The organism is Stenotrophomonas sp. Steno-Z10-BAI (assembly GCF_056393115.1).
The window spans coordinates 251,069-277,193 of the sequence record NZ_JBWJOZ010000004.1 but is presented as its reverse complement, the minus strand read 5'-3'; the positions used below and the strand labels follow the sequence as shown (position 1 = coordinate 277,193).

Genomic DNA, 26,125 nt, shown 5'->3' with positions numbered 1-26,125 from the left:
GTGATACAGAATCGAAAACGTGGGCGACGTGGGGGGCGTAGCCTGGGACCTGAACCTTGGTAGAGGTCAAGCAGTGCCGGCCGTGTTGCGCGACATCGGCGGAGGGCGGTCCAGATGCAGCAGCCCGCGCGGCAGTTCGGCATCGCGTGCATCGCAGCGCACGATGGCGCGGTTGTCGGTGCAGTTGTCGAGCAGCGAGACCACACGCCGGCCAACCAGCAGCGCGCTCGGCCATTCGATGCAGGCCTTGGCGGCATTGGCCGGGGTGCACACCGGATCGCACACTTCCAGCATCTGCGCGCGCACGCCCAGTGCCTGGGCTTCCTGGTGCAGCACCTGCGCGTACATGCGGGTGGCGGACATGGTGATGGAGGACTCACCGTGCCCGGCCCACGGTTTGAAGCCGGCCGGCCCGCCAACCAGCACGTAGCGCCGTACCTGGGCGCCACCGCGCACCAGCGGCAGCAGATGGCGGCCGGCATGCACGTGCGGCATCACGTCGGCCTGCAGCGCCTGCAACAGCGCATCGCCGCTGCGGTCGGTCACCCGCCCACGGTTGTACGGCCCGCCCATCGCATCCACCACCGCGGCGAGCGCGCGGGCACGTCCGCCGACGCGCTCGGCCACGGTCCGCGCCGAGCCGTCGTCGCCCAGCGAACCGAGCAGGACCTCCAGCCCCGGCTCATCGGCGAACTGCTCCTGCAGCGCGGCCAGCCGGCCGGGGTCGCGGCCGACCACCAACACGGGGCTGCCGGCCTCCAGCAAGGCCGCCACGATCCCCTGGCCCACGCTGCCGGTGCCACCGAGCACCAGCACCTCGGGGGCCAATGTCCCATTCATGGGACTTTCACTCCCGTCGCCGGGATAATCCCAATTCGGCCCAGTCGGTCGCCGTTGCGGGCGCCCAGCCGGAAGCTGCCGCCGCGCTGCATGTTGGCAGGCGGGGTGAACTCCCGAAAAGCCTTACGGGACAAGGAACCCGGACGGACTTCCACGGTCATCGCGAGGTCCAGCGGGGCGTTGGGGCCGCTACGCAGGCGGCCAAGAATGTTCCGCAACCACATGGTTGTCGTCCTTCATATCTGGAATGGCGCCAGATTAGTCCTCAAACTCCCCCTTGATTAGTCCGGATTTAGGGGAATAATCATCCCGTGCCCGGCACAATCATTTGCGGCACTCTCTCCCTCCCCGACTTTGGATCCCGTCATGGCCCACGATCTCAACGACACGCTGATCTTCGTCAAAGTGGTCGAGCAAGGCAGTTTCATCGCCGCCGCCACTGCACTGGGGTTACCCAAGACGACGGTCAGCCGCAAGGTGCAGGAACTGGAAACGCGCCTCGGCGCGCGTCTGCTGCACCGGACCACCCGCCGCCTCGGCCTCACTGAAGCGGGCTCGGTCTATCACGAGCACTGCCAGCGCATCGCACGCGAGCTGGAAGAAGCCGAAGGCGCGGTCAACCAGCTGCAGTCCGGCCCGCGCGGCTGGCTGCGCTTCACCGTGCCCTACTCGATCGGCATCACCTGGATCGCGCCGCTGCTCGGCCAGTTCCATGCGCAGTACCCGGAAATCCAGCTGGACATGCATCTGGGCAACGAGAAGCTCGACCTGATTGCCGGTGAAGCGGATCTGGCGCTGCGCGTGGGCACCCTGCCCGACTCCAACCTGGTGGCGCGCAAGCTTGGCAGCCTGCGCACGCAGGTGTTTGCCAGCCCGGCCTACATCGAACGCTATGGCGAGCCGCTGCACCCGGATGAACTGCAGTTCCACCGCATCCTGGCGATGCGCAAGGCCCGCAACCTCAACAACAACCGCTTCTTCTGGCAGCTGGGCGAGAACGGTGGCGAGCTGCTCGATTTCCCGGTGAATCCGCTGCTGGTGGCCAATGATCCGTCCGCATTGAACGGCGCACTGGTGTGCGGCGAAGGGTTGCTGTTGACCGGTGACGTGATGGCCAAGCCGTTCGTCGAATCGGGGATGGTGCGCCGCGTGCTGGCCGGCTGGACCGGGCCGGAAGTGGACTTCAACGCGGTGTTCGCCGGCGGCCGGCTGGTCTCGCCGAAGGTGCGCGCGTTCGTCGATTTCCTGGTCGAGAAGATGAACTTCGACGCAAACTACATGCTGGCCCAGTGCCCGGCCGCGAAGCTGGCCAAGCAGCAGCAGACGCAGGTGGAAACCGAGCTGCAGGCGGCCGGGAAGCGGATTCTGGAGACGGTGACCGCGGGGTGATGCTGCTTCATCAGCGCAGTGCCGTATGAACGACAACGCCGCTCTTGGGCGGCGTTGTCGTTTGGGCGGTGCGGTCGTGTGGGTGTGCGAGCGGACGGAGTTGTTCCGGGCGTACCGGCCAGCGGCCGGTACCTACAGAAAATGCCGCCTGTAAGGGCGGCATTTTCGTGTTGCGAACCTGGGCTCGCAACACGCAATAACAGCGCGCTGGCGCGCTGTTATTGCTGCAAGGGAATCACACGGATCTCGACGCGGCGGTTCTGCGCGCGGCCGGCATCGGTGTTGTTGTCGGCAATCGGGTAGGCCTTGCCGGCACCGAGGGTTTCGATGCGGGCACGCTGCACACCCTGGCCGGCCAGATAGGCGGCGACCGAGTCGGCGCGTTCCTTGGAGAGGCGGTTGTTGACTGCGTCGCTGCCGATGCTGTCGGTGTGGCCGACCACTTCGATCATGGTCTGGTTGTACTCGGCCAGCGTGCTGGCCACGCCGTTGAGCGAGCTGTAGAACTGCGGCTTCAGCGTGGACTTGCCGAAATCGAAGGTGATGCCGTCCGGCAGGTTCAGGACCAGGTTGTCGCCATTACGGGAGACGTCGATACCGGTGTTGGCGGTACGTTCGCGCAGCGCGCGTTCCTGACGGTCCTGGTACTGGCCGACGGCCGCGCCGCTGAGTGCGCCGATACCGGCACCGATCATGGCGTGCTGGCGGCGCTCGGTGGCGCTGTTGCCGCTGAGCAGGCCGGCGGCGACGCCGACCGCGGTGCCGATCAACGCGTTGCGGCCGGTGCGGTTCTGCTGTTCAACGGGGTTGCCGTACTGGTCACTCTGCACGTAGGAGCCACCGGTGGCGCAGGCCGTCAGGGCGGCAGCAGTCATCAGGGCCAGGGCCACGTTGCGGGTTGCGGGTCGAATCATGAGGTTTCTCCTTGGTTACCGGACGGCGCCGGCGTGCGGGCCGTGAAGAGCATAAACAGCCCAACGCGATGCCGGCATGATGAATGGCACGCCCGGCAGCTCCCTGTTCAGGTAAACGGTTACGGCGAAAGCGACCTTTCCGGGACGCCGGTCACGCCCCGCCGGTATGCCGATACGCTGCCAACGCGGCATCCCGACCCTCGCTCAGATCCACCAGTGGCAATGCCGGGTAGCCCGGCGCGAGCTCGGCCAGCAGCTGCGGCGATTGCCACGGTGCGAAGCGGGCCTTCAACGGAAGCGCTTCCAGTTCCGGCACCCAACGAGTGATGTAACGTGCCTGCGGGTCGAACTTCTGCGACTGTGTGACCGGGTTGAAAATCCGGAAGTACGGCGCGGCATCCGCACCGGTGCCGGCGACCCATTGCCAGCCCATGGTGTTGTTGGCCAGGTCTGCATCGACCAGTGTGTCCCAGAACCAGCGCGCACCTGCGCGCCAATGCTGGCGCATGTGCTTGCACAGATAGCTGGCGACGATCATGCGCACGCGGTTGTGCATGTAACCGGTCGCCCACAGCTCACGCAGGCCGGCATCGACGATCGGGATGCCGGTGCGCCCCTGCTGCCACGCCTGCAATGCCGCCGGGTCCGGCGTGGCCCACTGGAACTGATCGAAGCGCGGGTTGAGGTTGTGGTCCGGGGTCTGCGGAAAGTGATGCAGCAGGTGGTAGGAGAACTCACGCCAACCCAGCTCGCGGATGTAGCCATCGATATCCGCATCGCGGCTGGCGCTGCGCTCGCCCTGCAGGCGACGCGCGATCTGCCACGGCGCGATCTCGCCGAAATGCAGGTGCGGCGACAACAGCGAGGTGCCGACCCGGTCCGGCAGATCACGCTGCTGGCGATAGCCGTTGAGGGCACCATCGATGAAAACGGTCAGCGCCTCGTGCGCGCCCGCCTCGCCGGGCTGCCAATGCGTCCAGAACTGCTGGTCCCACGCAATGGAGGGCGCAAGGTCGAGCGCGTCGAGACTCTCGCCGCTGGCGCTGTGCGCGGGCAGCCGCTCGGGCAAGCGAGTCGGGGCCGGCAACTGCAGACGGGTCAGCGCATTGCGCCAGAACGGGGTGAACACCTTGTACGGGCCGCCCTGCTGGGTCGCCACATCCCACGGCTCGAACATCAGGCTGCCGTTATGGCTTTCGGCCTCGATGCCCTGCTCGCGCAGTTCCCGTTTGATCTTCGCATCGCGCGGCTGCGTGGCCGGCTCGTACTTGCGGTTCCAGTACACCGCGCCCGCACCGGTCTGCTCGATCAGCTGCTGCAGCTGTGCCTGACTGTCGCCTTGGCGCAGCACCAGCGACGAGCCACGCGCACGCAGGTCCGCGTCGAGCGCGACCAACGAGCGGTGCAACCAGGTGTTCGACGCGCCACCGGGCGCCCAGTCGCCTTCTTCGTGTGGCGCATGGATGTAGACCGGTACCGGCACATGGCCGGCATCCAGAGCGGCCTGCAGGGCCGGGTTGTCCTGCAACCGCAGGTCACGGCGAAACCACACCAACGCTACCGACACGAGACTACCCCGGAAGATTCGACAGGCAATGATAGCCAGTGCAGGTGAAGGAGAGGCAGCGATCGCGCGTGGATGGCCCGCACTGTTCCACATCGCCGCGCTTGACCTCAATCACGCTTGAGGTTCTATCGTGGCATCCCCGTGCTGCGTGCCGGCACCGCCCCCACCTGCTCTTCCGGAGATATCCATGGCCTACACCCTCCCCGCCCTGCCCTACGCCTACGACGCACTCGAACCGCACTTCGATGCACGCACGATGGAAATCCATCATGCCAAGCACCACCAGACCTACATCACCAATCTCAATGCGGCACTCGCCGATGCCGGCATCGAAAGCACCGACATCGATGCACTGATCGCCGATATCGGGTCCCTGCCCGAGGGGGTGCGCAACGCCGTCCGCAACAACGGCGGCGGACATGCCAACCACAGCCTGTTCTGGACCGTCCTGACGCCGGACAGCGGCCAACCGGACAATGTGGTTGCCGCCGCCATCGAGCGTGACCTCGGCGGCCACGGCGCGTTCAAGGAGGCCTTCACCAAGGCCGCGCAGACCCGCTTCGGCAGTGGCTGGGCGTGGTTGACGTTGAACCGGGACGGCAAGCTTGCGGTGGAGAGCAGCCCGAACCAGGACAACCCGTTGATGGGCGAGTTCGCCGGCCTCTCCGGTGGCACGCCGATCCTGGGGCTGGATGTATGGGAACACGCGTACTACCTCAACTACCAGAACCGGCGCCCGGACTACATCGCCGCCTTCTTCGAGCTGATCGACTGGACTGAGGTCGCGCGCCGTTACCAGGCCGCCGGCGGGCGTTGATGGGCGCCGGTATTGCACGGTAGAGACATCGATGGATATCCCCGCACTGCAACGTCTGCTCGAACGTGGTCGCGACAGCGCCCTGCTCCGCTTCGGCCTGGGCAAGGCCCTGCTCGATGCGGGCGACACCGCGGAGGCGGTCATCCATCTGCAGCGCTGTGTCGCTCAGGACCCGCGCTACTCGGCGGGCTGGAAATGGTTGGGCAAGGCGCATCTGGCTGCCGGCGATACCGACGCGGCGGCACAGGCGTGGCAGGAAGGCAGTACTGTGGCCGGGACCAACGGCGACAAACAGGCGGTCAAGGAGATGGCCGTGTTCCTGCGGCGGCTGCACAAGGCGACTGCGGGCCGGGCGTGATCGCCCGGCATCGCACGTGGCTGATCAATCGCCCTTCGCGCGCCGCTGCTGCGCATCGAAGCGCTGCATGGAGGCACGAATCAGCGCCTTGGCCTCGGCGGCATTGCCCCAGCCATTGAGCTGGACCGGATTGCGGCCGGCCGGCAGGTCTTTGTAGACCCGGAAGAAAGCTTCGATGCGCTGCCGCTCGATCAGCGGCAGATCGTCCAGATCGCGGATGCTGGCGTAGGTCGGGTCGATCTTGTCGGTCGGCACGCCGATGACCTTTTCGTCCTGCTCGCCGTCATCGACCATCTTCAGGAAACCGATCGGACGGAACCGCACGATCACGCCGGGATGCAGCGGCTCACGGGTCAGCACCAGCGCATCCAGCGGGTCGTTGTCGCCCGCCAACGTGCGCGGCATCGAGCCGTAGTTGGCCGGGTACGCCACCGGCATCGACTGGAAGCGATCCACATGCACCAGACCGTCGTCCTTGATCTCGTACTTGGTGAAGCTGCCGGCCGGGATCTCCACGGCCAGATTCACCTCCTCCGGAGCATTCTTCGGCTGCGCGGCAAGGAACGGGTGCTGCACCGCGTTGCCGGCCACGCTGGCACCGGCGAGCAGCAGCAGCGAGGTGGCCAAGGCGGCCCGCGCGATGGAACGGCGATGGATCATCTCGATCTCCACGGAAGGCCGGGCACGCCGCAGCGGCCCGGCCGGTCGGTCATTCCCAGCAACGGTCGGCGCGGCCCTTCAGGGTCTGGGCGCGCGTGCAGTCACGGGGGGCGATGCGTCCCTGCGTCAGTTCGGCCTTCTGTTTGCGGCCATCGGCGCCACGTGTCAACTCGAAGCCGTCGTACAGGCGGCCGGTGACGGTGCGTGCCTCGTAGCGCAGGTGGCTCGGATCAATCTTCAAGACCTGGAACAGCTGCGTGTCCTCACCCACCGGCGCCATGGTGGCACGGGCTTCGTCCGAGAGCCGGTACTGCTTCGGCCCGGCCACGGTGACCACGAACTGCGGCGTCGCACCCTTCCCTTCGCCACGGCGGCCGTAGGTGTGGTCGTGGCCCTGCAGGACCAGATCGACCTGGTGGCGCCGCACCACGGGCAGCAGCACATCGCGCAGTTCGGCGTTCTCGCGGCCTTCGCGCGGGGAATAGAACGGCTGATGCAGCAGCACGATGCTCCACGGGTGCGGATTGTCGGCCAGCACCGTGTCCAGCCAGGCGGCCTGCGCCTTGGCGGTGCCCAGATCGAGCGCGGAGGTGCCGTCGAGTACGGCGATGCGCACGCCCTGGTAATCGAACCAGTAGGTACTGGTGTCGGCGGCGTCCACGCCGTTGCGTGGCAATGCGAACGTCACCGGCCAGTGACGGCCGAGCACGCGGCGCTCCTGCGGCGTGTCTTCGAATTCCTCGACGTACTCATGGTTGCCGATTGCCGGGGCGACCGCGGTTTCCTGCGGCAGCCAGCCGGCGGCGGCGAACCACTCGCCCCACTCGCTGTCATCCTGCCCGTCGCCACCGCTGACCAGATCACCGGCGAACAGGCTCAGGCGTGCATCCGGGGCGGCCTTGATGCCGGCCCGCATGACGCGCGAAACGTGGCTGAGGTTCTTGTTCTGGGTGTCACCGAAGTACAACAGCGTGAGCGGCTGGTCGGCACGGCCGGCAGTGCGCAGCTGGTTCCAGGCACTCCAGGTGTTCTGACCCTGCACGCGCCACAGGTACAGCGTGTCCGGCTGCAGGCCGGTGATGTCGGCACGGTGATGATGGGACGTGCCCAGTTCGGTGGTCAGCGCCTGCGTGCTGGCGGAGATGCGGGTGGGCGTCCCCACATCCGGCGAATCACCGGCCAGCACCCATTCCAGCACCGGCGCCTTGACCGAGGTATCGGTCCGCCACGCCACCGAGAAGCCGCGCGCCGCGTCCTGTGCCGGCGAGGCGACCAGGCGGTCGGGGAAGCCGGTCGCTGCGTAGTGCCGGTTGCCGGCCGGCACCTGGGTGTTGGGCTCGGCCCCGGTCTCGGCGTCCTTCTTTGCCACGGCGCTGCCACTGCACAGCAGCAGCGCCATCGTCAGCGCGGTCAAGGCGGCAGGAACGCGGCTCACGCGCCGCACTCCAGCGGCAGCGACACCTGCTTGGCGATGCTCGCCCAGTCGAAGGCCACCACGCCCTGATCATCGTGCACGGCATACAGCGCGCCATGCGGGAAGCGCGCGGACGGTGCCTGCATCGACCAGATGCCGTCGGTGTTGGCCACCGTATTACCCTGGAATGCACCGACATGTTTCAGGCTGTGCCGGTCGAACAGATGGAACACGCTGCGCTGCTTGCCCTGCTCGGTGGTGATCCACCAGCCGTCCTTGCCACAGGTGCGCAGCATCACGCCTTCGGCCTGGGCCTGGAAGGCATCGCGGCCGAACGTGGCGCCGCTGAAGCGGCCTTCCAGCGTGTAGACCTTGAACTCGCTGGCGTAGGTTTCGTCTTCTTCAGCGATCAGCAGGCGGTCGTTGGCCGGGTCGCCCCAGATCGATTCGACCACCCGCAGCGCGCCGGCCTCGGTGGTATCACCGATGCTGGCGGTGAGCGTGGCCTGCGCCTTGCCGCCCTCCAGGGTGAGCGCGTAACGACGCACGCGCTTGTCCAGTTCGGCCAGCGGCGGCAGCACGTCGTTGCCCTGCGCGTCTTCGCCCGCGTCGTAGGAATCGGTGACGTACACGTCGTAGCCGTTACCTTGCTTGTTCACCCACAGCCCGTACGGCTTGCGCAGATCGTCGGCGCCGAACACGCCCAGCGGGCTGAAGTCTGGCAGCTGCAGGACCTGCACGCGGTGATTGTCACGCTCCACGATCAGCACGAGGTCATCGACCACGGCGATGCCGTTGGGGCGGTCGAACTGGCCCGGGGCGGTGCCAAGGCTGCCAACGTCACGCAGCTTCGCGCCGGTCTGCCCGTCATAGACCACCAGCTTGTCGGTGGCCTTGGCGGTTGCGATCAACCAGACCTGGCCCTCGGGCGTGGTCCAGCTGGCCGGCGAGTCGATGTTGTCTTCGGGGGTCATCGGGGTCAGGAACGCCTCGGCGACCGTGGCGACATCGCGTGCGGAGGCGTCGGCGGCCGTCGGGGACGCAGCGGGTGCAGCAGCCTGCGGCGTAGCCGCCGGCCGGCAGGCAGTCAACAGCGCCAGTGCGAGCAGGCTCAGACCATGGGACGCGCGCATCACAGGGCCACCTTCAGGCCAAGGGCGTAGGTGCGGCCATATTCTTCGTTCTGCAGGGTGCGCGAGCGCACGCCCTGGTAGAGCTCCAGCGGCTTGTCGAGCAGGTTCTGGGCTTCGAAGTAAACGCTCACGTTCGAGGTGATCTTGTAGTCCATGCTGAAATCGAGCTGGGTGTTGGGCGCCACATAGATGTCATAGGCGCGGCTGTCGCCGAGTGAATCCAGATACTCGCTGCGGTAGACCGCGGCCACGCGGGTGCTGAAGCCGGCCTTTTCATAGCCGAGGTGCGCGCTGTACACGTGCTTGGAGGCACGCGGCAGCATGAAGTCGTCGCGCTCGCGGCCCACAACGCCTGGATCGAAATCGGTATCCAGCCAGGTGCCGCTGGCGCCGACCAGCAGACCATCCCAACCGGCCGGCAGGAAGGCGAGCTGCTGCTGCCAGTTGAACTCGGCACCCTTCACCGTGGCCTTGTTGCCGTTGATCACCCGGGTGACCTCGTAATCCGGGTACGCCGGATCGGTGTTGCTCACCGTGTTGACGATGTAGCCGTCGATCGACTTGTGGAACACGCCCAGCGAGACGATGCCGGTGCTGCCGAGGTATTTCTCGAGCGACAGGTCGATGTTCCTGGATTCGTAGGGATTCAGCTGCGGATTGCCGATCCGGACTTCCTCATCCCCCCGGCTCAGGCCGACGCGCGGTGCCACATCGCCGAACGACGGGCGCGAGACGGTCTTGTTGGCGGCCGCACGCAGCACCCAGTCATCGCCGGCGTCGTAGCGCAGGTGCAGGCCGGGCAGCACGTTGGTGTAGCTGCGGCTCACGCTCAACGGGGTGACCGTGAAGCTGCGGCCATTGGGTGCCACGTCCACGCTGTTGCCAGTGGCGCTGAACTGGGTGTTCTCCACGCGCACGCCACCGATGATGCGCAGCGCGCCGATATCCCAGGTGCCCATCGCATAGCTGGCGAAGATGTCTTCGCTGGCGGTGTAATCCTCTTCCAGCGAGGTCAGCGCATTGCCGCCGGTATCCTGCGGGCGGGCGCTGTACTGACCACCAGACTGCGCCCAGTAGCGGCGCATCGCATCCGAGCTCATGCCCTGGCCGAGGCTGCCGCCGCGGTGATCGGGGGTGGAGGTGGTCCAGTCCGACAACGCCACGTCCGGGCCGACGCGCAGTTCGCGCTCATCGACATTGACGTCGCGGTCGCGCCAGCGGCCGAGCAGGCCAAACTTGATGCTGGAGGATTCGCCATCGAAGCGCACGTTGATCTGCGCACTGCGTTCGCTGTCGTTGACCTGCTTGGGCGACACCACGAAACGATCGAAATCGTAGTTGCCGTTATCCATCCACTCCGCGCTGGTCAGGCTGTAGCGCGGGATGCCACTGTTCTGATCGACGCTGGCGCCGAGGTCGTCGCCGTTGTACTCGAAGCGCGCCTCCATCTCATCGTTGACGCGCTCTTCGGTACGCGTGTAACCGACCTTGTAATCGACCACCGCATTGGTCAGGCGGTTCTCGCCGCCGGCGCTGGTGGTGAAGGTGTTTTCTTTCTTGGTGCGATAGCGCATGCGCTTCTGGATCGCATCGGCCGGCAGGTCATCGACGCGGTACTGGTTGCTGCCCAGCGCGGTGACGTCGCCATCGCCGAAGTTGAAGAGGGTGCGCTGGCGGGTTTCGGCATCGTCGAACTGGCTGTACAGCGTGCGCAGGTAATAACGATTGTCTTCATCCGGGTGCCAATCCAGATTGAGGTTCGCACCGATGCGCTTGCGCTCGATCTCGTACTTGCGCTGCTGCAGGCTGGTGGCGAACAGGTCGTCCTCGGCGCCGCCGTCGAACTCGCCGTACTCCACTTCGGTGTTGTCCGATTCGAACTTGCGGTTCTGGTAGTTCACCCCCAGCGCCACGCCGAAGGTATCGGCGAACACTTCGCTGTAGTTGATTGCGGCCTTCGGGCTGGTGTTGCCGGAGAGCTGCTGATGGCTGGCTTCGATCTTGCCGCGCAGGTTGCGGCCTTCGCGGTCGAACGCCGAGGCGGACTCGACCAGGATCGCACCGCCGATGGCGTCACCCGGCATATCCGGGGTGGGCGACTTGACCACGCGCAGGCGCTCGGTCGAGTCGGAGGGAATCACGTCCAGCGGGGCCGCGCGGCTGGAGTCTTCCGGGGTACCAATCGCGATGCCATCCACGCTGACGCTGTTGAGATTGGCATCCAGGCCACGGATGACCACGAAGCGCCCCTCACCCTGGTCACGGGTAACGCTGACGCCGGGCAGGCGCTGCAGCGATTCGGCCACGTTTTTGTCGGGGTAGACGCCCATGGCATCGGAGGACACCGCATCTTCAATCGCATCGCTGCTGCGCTTGAGGTCGACCGCGCGGGTCTGCGACTCCAGCTGCGGGCGGACTTCGACCCGGTCCAGAACGATCGCGGCGGCACTGGCGGCGGCGCTGCCGGCCACCGTGCCGCCATCGGGCGTATCGGCGGCATGGGCCGACGGGGTGATCACCGCCAGCAACGAAAGGCTGATCGCCAGGCCCAACGGACGCTTCTTCTGCACTGCCTTCCCCAATCTGTGTAAAGAATGGGTCAGCACGGTATGTCCGGGAGGTTGCATGGGGATGACACCGGGGACATCGAACGGTCGGTGCCGGCGTCGGCTTTTGGCTTCGGTGGGGTGTTGCGGCACACTATCGGCCTCTCCTTTGCCAGTCATTCCCCCCATGAAAATCGTCGAAGTGCGCCATCCGCTGGTGCAGCACAAGATCGGCCTGATGCGCGATGCGTCCCTGAGCACGAAGGACTTCCGCGAGCTGGCCAATGAGCTCGGTGGGCTGCTTGCCTACGAGGCCACCGCCGATCTGGATACCGAAGCCCACACCATGGCCGGCTGGGCAGGCCCGGTGACGGTGCAGCGCATCGCCGGGGCCAAGATCACCGTGGTGCCGATCCTGCGCGCCGGCCTGGGCATGCTCAGTGGCGTGCTCTCGCTGATCCCCGCCGCGCGCGTGAGCGTGGTCGGCCTGCAGCGCGATGAGGAAACCCTGCAGCCGGTGCCCTACTTCGAGCGCCTGACCGGCCGCCTGGAAGAGCGCGATGCGCTGATCCTGGACCCGATGCTGGCCACCGGCGGCACCCTGATCGCCACGATCGACATGCTCAAGCGTGCCGGCGCACGCCGCATCAAGGGCATCTTCCTGGTGGCCGCGCCGGAAGGCATCGCCGCCGTGCAGGCCGTGCATCCGGACGTGGAGATCTATACCGCCGCCATCGATGCCCAGCTCAACGAGAGGGGCTACATCCTGCCGGGCCTGGGCGATGCCGGCGATCGGATTTTCGGGACCCGCGTGGTCGGTTGATTTCCTCGTTCCGACCGGCGGTCACCACCAGCCGCCGGTGCTTCACACGGCCTAGCCATGCCCGGGCAGAAGCTGCGCGCATCCTCAACCCGTGCGTGGAGCTGCGTCATGAAGACCTTGTCCCTGCTGGCCTGTCTGCTGCTTCTGGGTGGCCCGGCCGTTGTCAGTGCGGCGACGCCGCAGCAACAGCGCATGGCCGATTGCTCGGCCAAGAACAAAGGCAAGACCGGCGAGGACTACAAGACCGCGCAGAAGGCCTGCCTGAGCGCTCCGGCGCCGGCGGCGAGCACGCCGCAGGAGCGCATGAAGACCTGCAACGCCGATGCGGCTGCGAAGAAGCTGGCCGGCGATGCGCGCAAGACGTTCATGAGCGGCTGTTTAAAGGCGCATTGACGCATCGGGCCGGATTCATGCCCGGTGCCGTGAGGTGCCGTGCCGACCAACGGTCGGCATCTACCGGTGTGGTTGCCCAGGCGGGAGTGCCGGGCGGTGCGCGGCCGGGCCAAGCGTAGCGTTACGCCAGCGCGCGGGCCTTCAGTTCGCCCTGTTCGTGCACGGTGCCGAAGCGGCCCTTCTCATCGCGTGACACCTGCGCCAACGCGCACTGCGGGTCGTGGGTGAAGAACAGATGGACGTTGCGGGCCAGTTTGTCTTCCAGGAAGCTGCGCTTCTCGTCGATCAGCAGTTCGGCGTTGCGGTCGTAACCCATCGTGATCGGCACATGCACCCACGAGCGGCCCGGGATCAGGTCCGCGCAGAACACCACGCCGCCCCGCGCCTGCCCATCCACCGTCTCCGGCCCGATGATCTCGGCCAGCATCAGCCCCGGGGTATGCCCGTCGCTGAAGCTGAAACGTACGCTGTCGCCCAGGGCGGTGGAATACGGACCGTCGACGATTTCCAGGCGGCCACTGGCCTGCAGCAGACCGGGCAGTTCCGGGATGAAACTGGCCCGATCGCGCGGATGCGGATGCAGCGCGCGCGCCCAGTGCTCGGCCCCGACCAGGAAGGTCGCATTCGGGAACAGCAGTTCCGGCGCGCGACCTTCGCTCCACGGTGCCAGCAGGCCGCCGGCATGATCGAAGTGCAGATGGCTCAGCACCACCACGTCGATGTCTTCGTGCTCGAACCCGGCCTCGCGCAGGGATTCGATCAGCACATGGCTGGGTTCCTGCACACCGTAGCGGTCCCGCAGTTTCGGCTCGAAGAAAGCGCCGATGCCGGTTTCAAACAGCACCGTCTTGCCGGCCAGCGGGCTGGCGAGCAGTGCACGGCAGGCCAGTTCGATCCGGTTGAGATCGTCCGGCACTGCCCACTTTTCCCAGACCGCGCGCGGCGCATTGCCGAACATCGCGCCACCGTCGAGTTTCTGGGAGTTACCGCGGATGGACCATAGTTTCATTGGCAAATTATCGTCGTGGCCCCGTTAAATATTCGCTAGCCATCGCCCATGAAAAAACCCCGCCACTGGGACGGGGTTTCTCGTCTGTGCGGTCAATCAGTGTGCTTGGCTGACCGCGGCGCTGCCGACCGGATTGCGCGGGTCGCTGCCACCGCTGAGGACATTGCTGCGGCGGTCCCATTCCACGGTCTGCAGGTTGCCCCAGACGTGGCTGGAGCCGCGGCCACCCGCGGCGGTGTCGCCGGGCAGATCGATCTTGTGGCCCATTGCCTGCAGCTGTTTGATGGTGCCCGCATCGAAAGTGCCGCTCTCGGCCTCGATCAGATCCGGCAGCCACTGGTGGTGGTAGCGCGGCAACGCGGCGACCTGCTGGGCAGTCAGGCCATCGTCATAGCCGAGGATCCCCAGCAGCACCATGGTGATGATGCGGCTGCCACCGGGCGTGCCGAGCACCACGACCTTGTCGGCGGACTCCATGAAGGTCGGGGTCATCGAGCTGAGCATGCGCTTGCCCGGCTTGGGCGCATTGGCCGCGTAGCCCATCACGCCGAAGGCATTGGGCGTGCCCGGCTTGAGCGCGAAATCGTCCATTTCGTTGTTCAGCAGCACGCCGGTACCCGACGGAATCAGGCCCGAGCCGTACAGCAGGTTCACGGTCTGGGTTGCGCCGACGCGGTTGCCTTCGCGGTCGATGATCGAGAAATGCGTGGTCTCGTCATCTTCAAGCGGGGTCGGGTTGCCCGACAGCAGATCGCTCGGGGTCGCCTTCTCCGGGTGGATGGTGGCACGCAGGCCCTGCGCGTAGTCCTTGCTGGTCAGCACTTTCTGCGGGATGTCCACGAAATCCGGGTCGCCCAGGAAGAAGGTGCGGTCGCGGTAGGCGCGGCGCATGGCTTCCACCACCAGGTGGGTGCGATGGGCCTGGTCCAGCGATTTCAGGTCCCAGCCTTCCAGAATCTGCAGCATGGCCGCCAGCGCGATGCCGCCGGAAGACGGGGGCGAGGCGGTGGTGATGGTCCAGTCGCGGTACTTGAAGGCGATCGGCTCGCGCAGCTTGACCCGGTAGCCGGCCAATTCCTCCGCGGTCCACTGGCCGCCGGCCTGCTTCACGCCCTTGAGCAGCAGCTTGCCGGTCTCGCCCCGGTAGAAGCCATCGAAGCCCTGGTCGGCCAGACGCTCCATGGTCCTGGCCAGTTCCGGCTGGCGGAACACATCGCCCTCGGCGATCGGCTTGCCGTTGCGCTCATACACCTCGCGCGTGCCGGGATAGCGCTGCATCACCGCGCGCCGCGATTGGTAGCCCTTGGACATGCGCGCATACACCGGGAAGCCATCGCGCGCGATGCGCATGGCCGGTTCCAGCGAGGTCTTCAGCGGCAGCTTGCCGTGCTTGGAGGACAGTTCCACCAACGCTGCCGGCAGGCCCGGGATACCGGCCGACCAGGCACCGTTGACCGAACGGTCGCGGTCCAGATCGCCCTTCTTGTCGAGGAACGCTTCGGGGGTGGCGGACTGCGGCGCGGTTTCGCGCGCGTCCAGCATCACGTCCTTGCCGGTGGCCGCATCGTGCAGCAGGAAGAAGCCGCCGCCGCCAAGGCCGGAACTGATCGGCTCGACCACCGCCAGCGTGGCGGACACGGCCACGGCCGCATCGAATGCGTTGCCGCCCTTGGCCAGGATTTCCATGCCGGCTTCGGTGGCCAGGTGATGGCCACTGGCGACGGCGGCACCGTCAGGATGTTTGGCCAAGGCCGCCTGCGCGGGTTCCGCGGCCCAGGCACCCGGGGCCACCAGCAGGACAAGCAGCAACCAGCGACGCGACAGCGTTCTCATTTGGGCAGAAACTCCGTGACATACAATTCGGGATGATCGCGCTGCAGCCCGTGCAGCTTGGCCAGCAGGGCGTCCTGGGTTTCCGGAATGTCCGGATCGGGATCGATGCATTCGACCGGGCAGACGACCACGCACTGGGGTTCGTCGAAATGCCCCACGCACTCGGTGCAGCGGGCCGGATCGATCACGTAGATGGTTTCACCCATCGAAATGGCCTGATTGGGACAGGCCGGCTCACAGACGTCGCAATTGACGCAGAGCTCATTGATTTTCAGCGACATGGCGTTACTCCACGCCCGCGCCGGCGGATGAGAACCGGCCCACGCGGGCGCGCGGGCCGGTCATCGGTGACGCCCCTGCGGGCGCCACCCGGGCCGCGCACACGGCGCAGCCGCCACTGCACGGGTTACTTGGCTTCGACGAAGATGTACTCGGCGCCGGTCGGCTGGATGATCGACTGGACGCGGGCGTTGTCGGCGGCTTTGCCGATGAACACCACGCGCACACCCTTCATCGAATCCGGCGAGACGTCCTTGAACACGGCCTGGATCATGTCGGCCATCTTGGCCGAGGCCGAGGAACCGAAGGCCAGCATGTTGCCCGGCTGCACGCCACGGCCCAAGGCCTGGGTCGCGCTTTCGACCTGACGCTCATACTTGGCCGCGAATTCCGGGTCCGATTCCGGGGCGAGGTAATACAGGTACGGGCTGTTGCTGATGTTACCCATGTTCTGCACGGCCACAGCCTGCAGGTACTTCTTCCAGCCGGCATCGTCATCGGCAGCCGGGGCGACCAGCGCCTGCTGGGCTTCGACGACCGGCGCGGCCTCTTCCTTCTTGCAGGCGGTGAAGGCCAGCGCGAACGACGCGATCAACATGGCACGCATGGTGTTGTTCATGGAATTCCTCCCTTGGTGATTCTTGGTATGTATGGGTCTGACAGGTACTACGCTTGGGCCGACTTCGCTTCACGGACCTTGCGCAGCGCCTCAAGCACGGCGGACGGCACAAAGCCGGACACGTCGCCACCCAGACGGGCGATCTCGCGGACCAGCGAAGACGAAATGAAACTGTGTTGCTCGGCCGGGGTCAGGAACAGGGTCTCGACCTCCGGGATCAGATGGCGGTTCATGCTCGCCATCTGGAATTCGTATTCGAAATCGGACACCGCGCGCAGGCCGCGCAGCAGCACCCCGCCCTGCACCGAGCGCACGAAATGCGCCAGCAGGGTATCGAAACCACGCACTTCCACGTTGCGGTTGTGGCCCAGCGCATCGCGGGCCAGCTGCACGCGCTGCTCCAGCGGCAGGGTCGGCCCCTTGGACGGACTCTGCGCCACGCCCACCACCACCTTCTCGAACAGGGGTGCGGCGCGGTTCACCAGATCGATGTGACCGTTGGTGATCGGATCGAAGGTGCCCGGGTAGACAGCAATGCGGCGGTTGGCCACGGTCATACGTCAGCTACGCGTGTTGGTCTGGTGAAAGTGTAGCAGTGGCGCGCCGATACAGGGCAAAACGGACCTCCCGGGTGCCCCCCTCACGGTGCAGCAGCCACGGCGCGGGCATCTTCGGCGCCTGATCGGCCGGGGACTCCACGTACAGCCAGGCATCGGCGGCCAGATGCGAGGGCAGCCCGGCGATCACCGCCTCCCACAGCCCATCGGCGAACGGCGGATCGATGAACACGATATCCGCCAGCGCCCCGGCCGGCTGCCGCAGCCACTGCAGCGCATCGGCCTGTACCACCGCGATCTGCTCCTGCGCCCCCAGCTTGGCGACCGAGTCGCGCAGTTGCCGGGACAACGCCACATCGCGCTCCACCAGCGTCGCCTGCGCCGCCCCCCGCGACACCGCCTCCAGCCCCAGCGCCCCGCTGCCAGCGAACAGATCCAGCACCCGCGCCCCACCCAGCCGCGGCATCAGCCAATTGAACAGCGTCTCGCGCACTCGGTCACTGCTGGGCCGCAGCCCCGGTGACAGCGGCACCGGCAGCTTCGTATTGCGCCACTTGCCGCCGATGATCCGCACCTGGCCCACGGCGGCCACCGGCTGACGCGGCGTCATGCTTGGCTCCGGAGACAGCTGGCAGCGGGATGGGCGAACGGGCAGAAGAGAGTCATGGGCACGGATGGCAGGCGGTTCAGGACGACATTCTAGGTTGTAGCGGTAAGAGCCGCCTCGTCCTCGGACCAAATCATGTGCCGGGGCAACGACGTCCATGTACCGCACGGATCCAACCGCACCACACGCGCCCCCTGACAGGAGGGTGGCGGGTACGGGGGGCCGGGACCGTTGGGCAGCATGGATGCTGCCCACGAGGCCCCATGGAGGGGTTCACGCCGCGTCCCGGCACCCCGTACCCGCCGCCCTCCCCACGCAGACAGACAGGCGCCGTGCTGGAGGTGGCGGCCTTGAATTCGGGACAATCCACCCCTACCCCTTGAGCCAGCCGCCGCGCCGGGCGCGGCAATGCCCCAAGGAGCAACACGACCCATGACCGTGCAGACCCAAAAAGAAACCCTGGGCTTCCAGACCGAAGTCAAACAGCTGCTGCAGCTGATGATCCACTCGCTGTACTCCAACAAGGAAATCTTCCTTCGCGAGCTCATCTCCAACGCCGCCGACGCCTCGGACAAACTGCGCTTCGAAGCGCTGACCCAGCCGGCCCTGCTCGAGAACGACGGCGACCTGCGCATCCGCGTCAGCTTCGACGCCACCGCCAACACCCTGACCATCGACGACAACGGCATCGGCATGAGCCGGGATGAGGCGATCGCCCACCTGGGCACCATCGCCAAGTCGGGCACCGGCGACTTCCTGCGCCAGCTCTCCGGTGACCAGAAGAAGGATTCCCAGCTGATCGGCCAGTTCGGCGTCGGCTTCTACAGCGCCTTCATCGTCGCCGACCAGGTCGACGTCTACTCACGTCGCGCCGGCCTGCCCGCCAGCGAGGGCGTGCACTGGTCCTCGCGCGGCGAAGGCGAGTTCGACGTGGAAGGCATCGACAAGACCGAGCGCGGCACCCGCATCGTGCTGCACCTGAAGGACGACCAGCGCGACTTCGCCGACGGCTGGCGCCTGCGCGGCATCATCAAGAAGTACTCCGACCACATCGGCCTGCCGATCCAGATGGTCAAGGAACACCACGGCGAGGACGCCCCGGCCGAGATCGAGTGGGAAACCGTGAACCGTGCCAGCGCCCTGTGGACGCGCCCGCGCACCGAGATCAGCGACGCCGAGTACCAGGAGTTCTACAAGCACGCCGCGCACGACCACCAGGATCCGCTGGCGTGGAGCCACAACAAGGTCGAAGGCAAGCTCGAGTACACCTCGCTGCTATACGTGCCCGGCCATGCGCCGTTCGACCTGTACCACCGCGATGCGCCCAAGGGCCTGAAGCTCTACGTGCAGCGCGTGTTCGTGATGGACCAGGCCGAGCAGTTCCTGCCGCTGTACCTGCGTTTCATCAAGGGCGTGGTGGATTCCAATGATCTGTCGTTGAACGTCTCGCGCGAAATCCTGCAGTCCGGCCCGGTCATCGATTCGATGAAGTCGGCGCTGACCAAGCGTTCGCTGGACATGCTGGAGAAGCTGGCCAAGGACAAGCCGGACGTCTATGCCGGCTTCTGGAAGCAGTTCGGCCAGGTGCTCAAGGAAGGTCCGGCCGAAGACTATGGCAACCGCGAGAAGATCGCCGGCCTGCTGCGCTTCGCCTCCACCCATGACGACAGCGGCGAGCCGAGCGTGTCGCTGGCCGACTACGTGGGCCGCATGATCGAGGGCCAGGACAAGATCTACTTCCTGACCGGCGACAGCCACACCCAGGTCAAGGACAGCCCGCACCTGGAAGTCTTCCGCAAGAAAGGCGTGGAAGTGCTGCTGCTCACCGACCGCATCGACGAATGGCTGATGGGGTACCTGACCGAGTTCGACGGCAAGTCGTTCGTCGATGTCGCACGTGGCGATCTGGACCTGGGCGCGCTGGAAAGCGCCGAAGACAAGCAGGCGCAGGAAGCCGTCGCCAAGGACAAGCAGGCGCTGGTGGACCGCATCAAGACCGCACTGGGTGATGACGTCGCCGATGTGCGCGTCTCGCACCGCCTGACCGACTCCCCGGCGATCCTGGCGATCGGCGAGCAGGACCTGGGCCTGCAGATGCGCCAGATCCTGGAAGCGAGTGGGCAGAAGGTGCCGGACAGCAAGCCGGTGTTCGAGTTCAACCCGGCCCATCCGCTGATCGGCAAGCTGGACCAGGAAGGCGATGCCGCGCGCTTCGACGACCTGAGCCGCGTTCTGTTCGATCAGGCCGCGCTGGCCGCGGGCGACACGCTGAAGGACCCGGCCGCGTATGTGCGCCGGCTCAACAAGCTGTTGCTGGAGCTGTCGGCGTAAGTCGTGCTGCCGATGGGTGCCGGCCACGGGTCGGCGCCCGCTGCGGTTGATGGTGCATGGCGCCGCGCGGCAGTCAGCGCACGCGGGTCAGGCCCAGCGGTCCAGCAAGGTGCCCAGCATCTCGTCCTGACGCCGGATCACGGTTGCGTTGGCGGCAAACGCCAGCGCAGCCTGCTTGGCCGTGAGCAGATCCGCGATCGGCGCGTTGGCATCGTCGGGTGCGGCGACCACGGTGGCGGTGACACCGCCCCCTGCCGCTGTGGCCTGCGCGACACCCAGGCGCGTGGCATCAGCCACCGGCAATCGCGCCACGTTGGCGGCGGCCGCCTGTACGCCCAGCGAAGCGGCACGCATACCGGCGCTGGCAATGGACATCACACGCATCGTTCACCGTTTTGCTGTCCCGGCCGCGCCCGCATGGCGCAGCCCTTCACAACCGGTAACGGCCGCATCGGCCATTACTTGAGTCCCGCCCCACCGCACCTGCACGCCCATGGGCATTCGGGGCGCAGTGGTAGCATAGCCCTCTGATTTCAGCGTCTTTTGCCAATGCTCAGCTTCTTCCGTCGCAAAAAGCCCCAGGACGCCCCGCAAGAGGCGGCCAAGACCCAGCATTACTCCACCGAGGAGCTGGCTGCCGCGTTCCCGCAGACCACGCCCGAGCCTGCGGCAGCGCCTGCGCCTGCGCCGCTGCCGCCCGTGGTGGAAGCCGCGGCACCTGCTGCCGAGCCGGTCGAGCGCGAGACCGCGCCGACGCCGGTTGAGACTGCGCCTGTCCTTGCCACCCCGGTTGTGCCTGCGCCCGTTGTACCGGCGCCTGTGGTCGCACCGCCTGTTGCCCCGGCACCGGTCGCCCCCGCACCGGTGGTGACCGCACCGGTTATCCCGACTCCGACTCCGGCTGCGCCGGTGAGCACGCCTGCGCCGGCTGTCGTCGCGACGCCGGTCGCCGCTCCGGCAGCGCCCGCCCCGGTTACTCCGGCAACGCCCGTTACGCTGGTTGCTCCGGCTGCGCCGACCACCGTGGCCGAGCGCCCGTCCTCCCAGGACATCGCCCCCGCCGCCGCCGGCAAGAGCGGCTGGCGCGAGCGCCTGCGCAACAGCGTGATCGCCCGCAGCTTCGGCGGCCTGTTCTCGCGCAATCCCAAGCTCGATGACGACCTGCTCGACGAACTGGAAACCGCGCTGATCACCGCCGATGTCGGCGTCGGCGCGACCACGGCGCTGGTCGAAGGCCTGCGCAAGCGCATGAAGGCGCGCGAGTTCACCGATGCCAATGCACTGCTCACCGCGCTGCGCGCCGAGCTGATCGCGATCCTGCAGCCGGTGGCCAAGCCGCTGGTGATCGACCGCACCGCCAAGCCCTTCGTGGTGCTCACCGTCGGCGTCAACGGCGTCGGCAAGACCACCACCATCGGCAAGCTGGCCAAGCGCTTCAAGGACGACGGCCACAGCCTGATCCTGGCCGCCGGCGATACCTTCCGTGCCGCTGCCGTCGCGCAGCTGCAGGCCTGGGGCGATCGCAACGGCGTGGCCGTGGTCGCGCAGGGCCAGAACGCCGATGCGGCCTCGGTCGCCTTTGATGCTCTGCAGGCCGGCAAGGCACGCGGCACCGAGGTGCTGATCGCCGATACCGCCGGCCGCCTGCATACCCAGGCGGGCCTGATGAACGAGCTCGGCAAGATCCGCCGCGTGCTCGGCAAGATCGACGCCCATGCGCCGCATGAAGTGCTGATGGTCATCGATGGCACCACCGGCCAGAACGCGCTCTCGCAGCTGCGTCAGTTCCATGCCGCGGTCAACGTGACCGGCCTGGTGGTGACCAAGCTGGATGGCACCGCCAAGGGCGGCGTGGTGTTCGCGCTGGCGCGTGAGTTCGGCATTCCGATCCGCTTCTGCGGCATCGGCGAGCGTCCGGAAGACCTGCGCGTGTTCGATCCGGAAGCCTTCGTCGACGCATTGCTGCCGGAAGCGCTGGGCACCTGAGCCGATGCCGATGCAGCCACGCATGGCGTGGCTCCAGCCCTTCTCCGGAACCTGCATGACCCGCCAGCCTCCCGCCAGCGCCGTATTGCCTACCGACGATGTGTTCGTTTCCCGGCTGCTGCACTGGTTCGACGACCATGGCCGGCACGACCTGCCCTGGCAGCACCCGCGCTCGCCGTACCGGGTGTGGCTGTCGGAAATCATGCTGCAGCAGACCCAGGTCAGCACGGTCATTCCGTACTTCCTGAAGTTCCTCGAGGCGTTCCCGACCCTGCCCGACCTCGCCGCGGCGAGCAATGATGCGGTGATGGCGCAGTGGGCAGGCCTTGGCTATTACGCCCGTGCCCGCAACCTGCATGCCGCCGCGCAGCGCTGCGTCGAGCTGCACGGCGGCGAGCTGCCGCGTGATTTCGATGCCTTGCATGCGCTGCCGGGCATCGGCCGCAGCACCGCGGGCGCGATTCTCAGCCAGGCCTGGAATGATCGCTTCGCGATCCTGGATGGCAACGTCAAACGCGTGTTGACCCGCTATCACAGCATCGAGGGCTTTCCCGGACTGCCGGCGATCGAAAAGCAGCTCTGGGCGGTCGCCGAGGCGCACGCAGCGCAGGTACCCGGAACGCGCATGGTCGATTACACCCAGGCGCAGATGGACCTCGGCGCCAGTGTCTGCAGCCGCAGCAAGCCGGCCTGCGTGATCTGTCCGCTGCAGACCACCTGCGTCGCCCGTCGCGAGGGGCGTACCGATCAGCTGCCGACGCCCAAGCCCGGCAAGACCCTGCCCGAGCGCGAGGCGGTGGCGCTGCTGCTGCGCGATGCACGCGGCCGGGTGCTGCTGCAGAAGCGGCCGGACACCGGCATCTGGGCGCAGCTGTGGACCCTGCCCCAGGCCGACAGCGGGATCGCGTTGCAGGACTGGTTCGACGCGCACATCGACGGCTCGCTGGACGATGCCGAGCCGTTGCCGGTGCTGGAGCACACCTTCAGCCACTACCGGCTGCATCTGCAGGTACTGGTGGCAACGGTACAGGGCTCGCGCGGTAAGGATGCCGGCGTGCGCTGGGTCGCTGCCGAGGAGCTGGCCACGCTGGGCCTGCCCGCCCCGATCCGCAAGCTGCTCCAGACCGGTGCACCGCCCGCTCAGCCCAAGCGCCGTACAATGCGGCGCGCAGCAACATCCCAAGACATCGAGTAACGCTATGCCCCGCACCGTTTTCTGCCAGTACGAACAACGCGACGCCGAAGGCCTGGACTTCGTGCCCTACCCCGGCGAGCTGGGCCAGCGCATCTTCACCCACATCGGCAAGCCGGCGTGGTCCGCGTGGCTGGCGCACCAGACCATGCTGATCAACGAAAACCGGCTGTCGCCGCGGGATCCCAAGCACCGTGCGTTCCTCGAAGAGGAACTGGTGAAGTACCTCTTCAGCGGTGGCGCCGAGAAGCCGGCCGGGTTCGTACCGGAGGCCTGATCGGCTCTGATACCGACCAACGGTCGGTATGGTCGGGATCCGGTTGCCGGCCAGCGGCCGGCACTACCGGGTTGGCGCCTGCTGGCCTTCTTCGCGCTCCTGCACCTGTGCCTGGCGCAGCTCCTGCTCGGACGCGCGCAACGCCTTGGTATCCAGCTTGCGGATGCTGCTGATGAAGCACGGCAGATTGACCGGGCCGGCCGTCGGATCGCGCACCAGCACCTTGTCAAAGCGTGACGAAACGCGGCCGATCCTGCTGGTCAGACCGATCGCCGAGGCATAGTCCAACCCTTGGCACGGCCCGGTCAGATCCAGCAGATAGCCCTCGCTCGGGCGCGTCCAGACCGCCAGCGCACTGTCGCCGAGAGCCGTCCAGCCCGACAGCGAGCCGTACAGCGGCATGTCCTGCTGCGGCGGCCCGGCGTGGGCGCGGTAGAGATCGAGCTTCTGCGCGGTGGACAGGCGGCCGGTACTGGCGCACGCGGCCAGCCCAAGGCACAGGGCCGCGATGGCAAGGGTCAGCTTCATGACGCCTCCTGCTGGGGAATGTGCGCCGATCATGCGCCGCCCGGCGTGCTCCCGGCGAGAGGAACCCGCCGGGTGTTCAGCGCTCAGGCAGGCACGGTTGCCTGCTCAGACCTCGCTGTGGGCCAGGCTGTGCAGCCGCCCTTCGCGCAGCTCCAGCACGCGGTCCAGCTTGCGTGCCAGGGAGCGGTCGTGGGTCACCAGGACCAGGCTGGTGTGGTGCGCGCGGTTGAGCTCGAGCATCAGCTCGAACACGGTCGCGGCGGTCTTGTCGTCGAGGTTGCCGGTCGGCTCATCGCCCAGCACGCAGGCCGGACGGTTGACCAAGGCGCGGGCTACGGCCGCACGCTGACGCTCGCCGCCGGAGAGCTCGCCCGGCTTGTGGTCCAGGCGATGGCCCAGGCCGACCGATTCCAGCAGCGCCTGCGCACGGGTGCGCGCGTCGACCACTTCTTCGCCACCGAGCAGCACCGGCATCATCACGTTTTCCAGCGCGGTGAATTCGGGCAGCAGGTGATGGAACTGGTACACGAAGCCGAGCGCGCGGTTGCGCAGCTGCCCGCGCTGGCTGTCGGACAGGCCGGACATGCGCTGGCCGGCCACGTAGACCTCGCCCGCCGTCGGCGTATCCAGCCCCCCCAGCAGATGCAGCAGGGTGCTCTTGCCGGCGCCGGAAGCACCGATGATGGCCACGGTCTCGCCGGCCGCTACGCGCAGGTCCAGCCCGTTGAACACGGGGGTCTGCATGCGGCCTTCGGCATAGGTCTTGGCCAGCGCTTCGGCGCGGATGACTTCCTGGCCCAGGGTGAGTGCTTCATTCATAACGCAGGGCCTCCGCCGGCTGGGTGCGTGCCGCGCGCCAGGCGGGATACAGGGTGGCAAGGAAGCTCATGACCAGTGCCACGGCGGTGATCACGATGATGTCCGGGGTCTGCATGTCGGTCGGCAGGCCGGTGATGTAGTACACGTCCTCCGGCAGCAGCTTGACGTTGAACAGGGTCTCGATCGCGCCGAGGATGCGCTCCAGGTTCAAGGTCAGGGTGATGCCACCGATCACGCCGAGCACCGTGCCGAAGATGCCGATCAGCGAGCCCTGCACCATGAACACCTGCATGACGCCGCCCGGGGTCAGGCCCAGGGTGCGCAGGATCGCGATGTCGGCCTGCTTGTCGGTGACCAGCATCACCTGCGAGGAGACCAGGTTGAACGCGCCCATGGCGATGATCAGCGAGAGCAGGATGCCCATCACCACCTTCTCCATCCGCAGCGAGTGGTAGAGGTTGGCGTTCTGCTGGGTCCAGTCGCTGACCCGGTAGGCACCGGTCAGGTTGTGGGCCAGATCGACGCCGACATCCAGCGCCTTGTCCATGTCATGCAGCTTCAGGCGCACGCCGGTGACGCCATCGATGCGCAGTACTTTTTCCAGATCGGCCATGTTGGCGTAGGCCACGCCGCGGTCGACCTCGTTGTAACCGGCTTCGAAGATGCCGCTCACGGTGAAGCGTTTCATGCGCGGGATCGCACCGATCGGCGTGCCCTGCACTTCGGCCAACGTGACCAGCACGGTATCGCCCACGCCGACACCGAGGTAGATCGCCAGCTCCTGGCCGACCAGCAGGTTGTAGCTGCCTGCGGTCAGGCTGTCGAAGCTGCCTTTCTTGACCTTCTGGTTGATCACCGAGACGTTGGGCTCCAGCGCCGGATCGATGCCCTGCACGATGGCGCCCTGCACCCGCGGCCCGCTGAGCATGGCCTGGATTTCGATGTACGGCGCCGCGCCGGCAACCCGCGGATCCTTCTTGGCCACCTCCACCGCATGCGCCCAATCGGCCATGGGGGCACCGTCGGTGGTGATGGTGGTATGCGCGGTCATCTGCAGCAGCCGATCGCGGATTTCCTTCTGGAAACCGCTCATGACCGCCAGCGTGGTGATCAGCACGGTCACGCCCAGGGCAATGCCGAGGATCGAGGCCATGGAGATGAAGGAGATGAAGCCGTTGCGGCGTTTGGCGCGCAGGTAGCGCAGGCCAATCGAGACAGGTATGGGTTTGAACAT

26 protein-coding genes are annotated in these 26,125 nt (G+C 66.8%); 9 read left to right on the top strand and 17 right to left on the bottom strand.

The window, feature by feature from the left end; translation table 11 throughout:
• Positions 1-66: 66 nt before the first annotated feature.
• Positions 67-840 (bottom strand): SDR family NAD(P)-dependent oxidoreductase, encoded by a 774-nt coding sequence (locus AC06E9_RS12565; RefSeq protein ID WP_121041916.1) that lies wholly within the window; start codon positions 838-840, stop codon positions 67-69.
• A gap of 366 nt (positions 841-1,206) precedes the next feature.
• On the opposite strand from AC06E9_RS12565, the gene AC06E9_RS12560 reads away from it, so the two are divergent.
• Positions 1,207-2,229 carry a LysR family transcriptional regulator gene (locus tag AC06E9_RS12560; RefSeq protein WP_121041912.1) on the top strand — a complete coding sequence of 341 codons (1,023 nt, stop codon included), beginning with the start codon at positions 1,207-1,209 and terminating at the stop codon, positions 2,227-2,229.
• Between the two features lie 218 nt (positions 2,230-2,447).
• On the opposite strand, the gene AC06E9_RS12555 is transcribed toward AC06E9_RS12560, so the two are convergent.
• Both AC06E9_RS12555 and AC06E9_RS12550 read right to left on the bottom strand, forming a co-directional pair.
• Entirely contained in the window at positions 2,448-3,143 is a 696-nt protein-coding gene (locus AC06E9_RS12555) for a YiaD family glycine zipper/OmpA-like lipoprotein (RefSeq protein WP_088432184.1), read from the bottom strand.
• A gap of 151 nt (positions 3,144-3,294) precedes the next feature.
• The gene (locus tag AC06E9_RS12550; RefSeq protein WP_478056158.1) at positions 3,295-4,710 is read right to left on the bottom strand and encodes a cryptochrome/photolyase family protein; all 1,416 of its coding nucleotides are present in this window, start codon (positions 4,708-4,710) and stop codon (positions 3,295-3,297) included.
• 187 nt (positions 4,711-4,897) lie between these two features.
• Here AC06E9_RS12550 and AC06E9_RS12545 point away from each other — a divergent pair, with 187 nt between their 5' ends.
• Together AC06E9_RS12545 and AC06E9_RS12540 are read left to right on the top strand one after the other, a co-directional pair.
• Positions 4,898-5,527 (top strand): superoxide dismutase, encoded by a 630-nt coding sequence (locus AC06E9_RS12545; RefSeq protein WP_152151586.1) that lies wholly within the window; start codon positions 4,898-4,900, stop codon positions 5,525-5,527.
• Between the two features lie 31 nt (positions 5,528-5,558).
• Complete coding sequence (locus AC06E9_RS12540) at positions 5,559-5,885, top strand: tetratricopeptide repeat protein (protein ID WP_121041906.1); 327 nt, start codon at positions 5,559-5,561, stop codon at positions 5,883-5,885.
• 24 nt (positions 5,886-5,909) lie between these two features.
• Here AC06E9_RS12540 and AC06E9_RS12535 read toward each other — a convergent pair whose 3' ends face one another.
• The 4 genes from AC06E9_RS12535 to AC06E9_RS12520 are packed head-to-tail and all read right to left on the bottom strand — an operon-like array spanning position 5,910 to position 11,662.
• Positions 5,910-6,545 (bottom strand): inorganic diphosphatase, encoded by a 636-nt coding sequence (locus tag AC06E9_RS12535; protein WP_121041904.1) that lies wholly within the window; start codon positions 6,543-6,545, stop codon positions 5,910-5,912.
• 49 nt (positions 6,546-6,594) lie between these two features.
• Positions 6,595-7,944 (bottom strand): purple acid phosphatase family protein, encoded by a 1,350-nt coding sequence (locus AC06E9_RS12530; RefSeq protein ID WP_183073789.1) that lies wholly within the window; start codon positions 7,942-7,944, stop codon positions 6,595-6,597.
• A 32-nt stretch (positions 7,945-7,976) separates the two neighbouring features.
• Complete coding sequence (locus tag AC06E9_RS12525) at positions 7,977-9,092, bottom strand: NHL repeat-containing protein (RefSeq protein ID WP_152151580.1); 1,116 nt, start codon at positions 9,090-9,092, stop codon at positions 7,977-7,979.
• Positions 9,092-11,662: a TonB-dependent receptor gene (locus tag AC06E9_RS12520; RefSeq protein WP_478056157.1), complete on the bottom strand. Its 2,571-nt coding sequence runs from the start codon at positions 11,660-11,662 to the stop codon at positions 9,092-9,094. Before AC06E9_RS12520 ends, AC06E9_RS12525 begins: the two co-directional genes overlap by 1 nt.
• A gap of 163 nt (positions 11,663-11,825) precedes the next feature.
• Here AC06E9_RS12520 and upp point away from each other — a divergent pair, with 163 nt between their 5' ends.
• On the top strand, positions 11,826-12,461 hold the full coding sequence (gene upp, locus AC06E9_RS12515) for a uracil phosphoribosyltransferase (protein ID WP_478056156.1): 636 nt from the start codon (positions 11,826-11,828) through the stop codon (positions 12,459-12,461).
• 108 nt (positions 12,462-12,569) lie between these two features.
• Positions 12,570-12,854 carry a PsiF family protein gene (locus AC06E9_RS12510; RefSeq protein WP_121041894.1) on the top strand — a complete coding sequence of 95 codons (285 nt, stop codon included), beginning with the start codon at positions 12,570-12,572 and terminating at the stop codon, positions 12,852-12,854.
• A 121-nt stretch (positions 12,855-12,975) separates the two neighbouring features.
• Here AC06E9_RS12510 and AC06E9_RS12505 read toward each other — a convergent pair whose 3' ends face one another.
• From AC06E9_RS12505 to rsmD, 6 genes are all read right to left on the bottom strand, one after another.
• Positions 12,976-13,863 carry an MBL fold metallo-hydrolase gene (locus AC06E9_RS12505; RefSeq protein WP_121041892.1) on the bottom strand — a complete coding sequence of 296 codons (888 nt, stop codon included), beginning with the start codon at positions 13,861-13,863 and terminating at the stop codon, positions 12,976-12,978.
• A 96-nt stretch (positions 13,864-13,959) separates the two neighbouring features.
• The gene (gene ggt / locus AC06E9_RS12500) at positions 13,960-15,696 is read right to left on the bottom strand and encodes a gamma-glutamyltransferase (RefSeq protein WP_478056155.1); all 1,737 of its coding nucleotides are present in this window, start codon (positions 15,694-15,696) and stop codon (positions 13,960-13,962) included.
• Positions 15,693-15,977, bottom strand: coding sequence for a YfhL family 4Fe-4S dicluster ferredoxin (locus tag AC06E9_RS12495; protein WP_070427136.1), 285 nt, complete (start codon positions 15,975-15,977; stop codon positions 15,693-15,695). Before AC06E9_RS12495 ends, ggt begins: the two co-directional genes overlap by 4 nt.
• A 125-nt stretch (positions 15,978-16,102) precedes the next feature.
• Positions 16,103-16,594, bottom strand: a complete 492-nt coding sequence (locus AC06E9_RS12490; RefSeq protein ID WP_478056154.1) for a hypothetical protein — start codon at positions 16,592-16,594, stop codon at positions 16,103-16,105.
• Between the two features lie 47 nt (positions 16,595-16,641).
• A complete protein-coding gene (gene coaD / locus AC06E9_RS12485; RefSeq protein WP_121041888.1) occupies positions 16,642-17,151 on the bottom strand; it encodes a pantetheine-phosphate adenylyltransferase in 510 nt (169 codons plus the stop codon).
• A 7-nt stretch (positions 17,152-17,158) separates the two neighbouring features.
• Positions 17,159-17,761 (bottom strand): 16S rRNA (guanine(966)-N(2))-methyltransferase RsmD, encoded by a 603-nt coding sequence (gene rsmD, locus AC06E9_RS12480; protein WP_282259526.1) that lies wholly within the window; start codon positions 17,759-17,761, stop codon positions 17,159-17,161.
• 429 nt (positions 17,762-18,190) lie between these two features.
• Between rsmD and htpG the strand changes: the two genes are divergently transcribed.
• Complete coding sequence (htpG, locus tag AC06E9_RS12475; protein WP_478056153.1) at positions 18,191-20,089, top strand: molecular chaperone HtpG; 1,899 nt, start codon at positions 18,191-18,193, stop codon at positions 20,087-20,089.
• Between the two features lie 87 nt (positions 20,090-20,176).
• On the opposite strand, the gene AC06E9_RS12470 is transcribed toward htpG, so the two are convergent.
• A complete protein-coding gene (locus AC06E9_RS12470) occupies positions 20,177-20,473 on the bottom strand; it encodes a hypothetical protein (RefSeq protein WP_121041882.1) in 297 nt (98 codons plus the stop codon).
• A gap of 165 nt (positions 20,474-20,638) precedes the next feature.
• Between AC06E9_RS12470 and ftsY the strand changes: the two genes are divergently transcribed.
• Genes ftsY through AC06E9_RS12455 form a run of 3 tightly spaced genes read left to right on the top strand, consistent with a single transcriptional unit; the run spans position 20,639 to position 23,544 of the window.
• Positions 20,639-22,075: a signal recognition particle-docking protein FtsY gene (gene ftsY, locus AC06E9_RS12465; RefSeq protein WP_478056152.1), complete on the top strand. Its 1,437-nt coding sequence runs from the start codon at positions 20,639-20,641 to the stop codon at positions 22,073-22,075.
• A gap of 55 nt (positions 22,076-22,130) precedes the next feature.
• Positions 22,131-23,270 carry an A/G-specific adenine glycosylase gene (gene mutY, locus AC06E9_RS12460; RefSeq protein WP_478056151.1) on the top strand — a complete coding sequence of 380 codons (1,140 nt, stop codon included), beginning with the start codon at positions 22,131-22,133 and terminating at the stop codon, positions 23,268-23,270.
• Positions 23,271-23,274: 4 nt separating this feature from the next.
• Positions 23,275-23,544, top strand: a complete 270-nt coding sequence (locus AC06E9_RS12455; RefSeq protein WP_282262901.1) for an oxidative damage protection protein — start codon at positions 23,275-23,277, stop codon at positions 23,542-23,544.
• A gap of 63 nt (positions 23,545-23,607) precedes the next feature.
• Here AC06E9_RS12455 and AC06E9_RS12450 read toward each other — a convergent pair whose 3' ends face one another.
• The 3 genes from AC06E9_RS12450 to AC06E9_RS12440 all read right to left on the bottom strand — a co-directional run bounded on the left by AC06E9_RS12450 (position 23,608) and on the right by AC06E9_RS12440 (position 26,125).
• Complete coding sequence (locus AC06E9_RS12450; protein ID WP_282262903.1) at positions 23,608-24,072, bottom strand: DUF6491 family protein; 465 nt, start codon at positions 24,070-24,072, stop codon at positions 23,608-23,610.
• 105 nt (positions 24,073-24,177) lie between these two features.
• A complete protein-coding gene (gene lolD / locus AC06E9_RS12445) occupies positions 24,178-24,891 on the bottom strand; it encodes a lipoprotein-releasing ABC transporter ATP-binding protein LolD (protein ID WP_121041874.1) in 714 nt (237 codons plus the stop codon).
• Positions 24,884-26,125 carry a lipoprotein-releasing ABC transporter permease subunit gene (locus AC06E9_RS12440; protein ID WP_088432207.1) on the bottom strand — a complete coding sequence of 414 codons (1,242 nt, stop codon included), beginning with the start codon at positions 26,123-26,125 and terminating at the stop codon, positions 24,884-24,886. The genes lolD and AC06E9_RS12440 overlap by 8 nt, the downstream gene beginning before the upstream one ends.

Bases quoted from the DNA above. Each gene is read 5' to 3' on its own strand.
- AC06E9_RS12565 (WP_121041916.1), bottom strand. From the start codon at position 840: ATGAATGGGACATTGGCCCCCGAGGTGCTGGTGCTCGGTGGCACCGGC.
- AC06E9_RS12560 (WP_121041912.1), top strand. From the start codon at position 1,207: ATGGCCCACGATCTCAACGACACGCTGATCTTCGTCAAAGTGGTCGAG.
- AC06E9_RS12555 (WP_088432184.1), bottom strand. From the start codon at position 3,143: ATGATTCGACCCGCAACCCGCAACGTGGCCCTGGCCCTGATGACTGCT.
- AC06E9_RS12545 (WP_152151586.1), top strand. From the start codon at position 4,898: ATGGCCTACACCCTCCCCGCCCTGCCCTACGCCTACGACGCACTCGAA.
- AC06E9_RS12540 (WP_121041906.1), top strand. From the start codon at position 5,559: ATGGATATCCCCGCACTGCAACGTCTGCTCGAACGTGGTCGCGACAGC.
- AC06E9_RS12535 (WP_121041904.1), bottom strand. From the start codon at position 6,545: ATGATCCATCGCCGTTCCATCGCGCGGGCCGCCTTGGCCACCTCGCTG.
- AC06E9_RS12530 (WP_183073789.1), bottom strand. From the start codon at position 7,944: ATGGCGCTGCTGCTGTGCAGTGGCAGCGCCGTGGCAAAGAAGGACGCC.
- AC06E9_RS12525 (WP_152151580.1), bottom strand. From the start codon at position 9,092: ATGCGCGCGTCCCATGGTCTGAGCCTGCTCGCACTGGCGCTGTTGACT.
- upp (WP_478056156.1), top strand. From the start codon at position 11,826: ATGAAAATCGTCGAAGTGCGCCATCCGCTGGTGCAGCACAAGATCGGC.
- AC06E9_RS12510 (WP_121041894.1), top strand. From the start codon at position 12,570: ATGAAGACCTTGTCCCTGCTGGCCTGTCTGCTGCTTCTGGGTGGCCCG.
- AC06E9_RS12505 (WP_121041892.1), bottom strand. From the start codon at position 13,863: ATGAAACTATGGTCCATCCGCGGTAACTCCCAGAAACTCGACGGTGGC.
- ggt (WP_478056155.1), bottom strand. From the start codon at position 15,696: ATGAGAACGCTGTCGCGTCGCTGGTTGCTGCTTGTCCTGCTGGTGGCC.
- AC06E9_RS12495 (WP_070427136.1), bottom strand. From the start codon at position 15,977: ATGTCGCTGAAAATCAATGAGCTCTGCGTCAATTGCGACGTCTGTGAG.
- AC06E9_RS12490 (WP_478056154.1), bottom strand. From the start codon at position 16,594: ATGAACAACACCATGCGTGCCATGTTGATCGCGTCGTTCGCGCTGGCC.
- coaD (WP_121041888.1), bottom strand. From the start codon at position 17,151: ATGACCGTGGCCAACCGCCGCATTGCTGTCTACCCGGGCACCTTCGAT.
- rsmD (WP_282259526.1), bottom strand. From the start codon at position 17,761: ATGACGCCGCGTCAGCCGGTGGCCGCCGTGGGCCAGGTGCGGATCATC.
- htpG (WP_478056153.1), top strand. From the start codon at position 18,191: ATGACCGTGCAGACCCAAAAAGAAACCCTGGGCTTCCAGACCGAAGTC.
- AC06E9_RS12470 (WP_121041882.1), bottom strand. From the start codon at position 20,473: ATGCGTGTGATGTCCATTGCCAGCGCCGGTATGCGTGCCGCTTCGCTG.
- ftsY (WP_478056152.1), top strand. From the start codon at position 20,639: ATGCTCAGCTTCTTCCGTCGCAAAAAGCCCCAGGACGCCCCGCAAGAG.
- mutY (WP_478056151.1), top strand. From the start codon at position 22,131: ATGACCCGCCAGCCTCCCGCCAGCGCCGTATTGCCTACCGACGATGTG.
- AC06E9_RS12455 (WP_282262901.1), top strand. From the start codon at position 23,275: ATGCCCCGCACCGTTTTCTGCCAGTACGAACAACGCGACGCCGAAGGC.
- AC06E9_RS12450 (WP_282262903.1), bottom strand. From the start codon at position 24,072: ATGAAGCTGACCCTTGCCATCGCGGCCCTGTGCCTTGGGCTGGCCGCG.
- lolD (WP_121041874.1), bottom strand. From the start codon at position 24,891: ATGAATGAAGCACTCACCCTGGGCCAGGAAGTCATCCGCGCCGAAGCG.
- AC06E9_RS12440 (WP_088432207.1), bottom strand. From the start codon at position 26,125: ATGTTCAAACCCATACCTGTCTCGATTGGCCTGCGCTACCTGCGCGCC.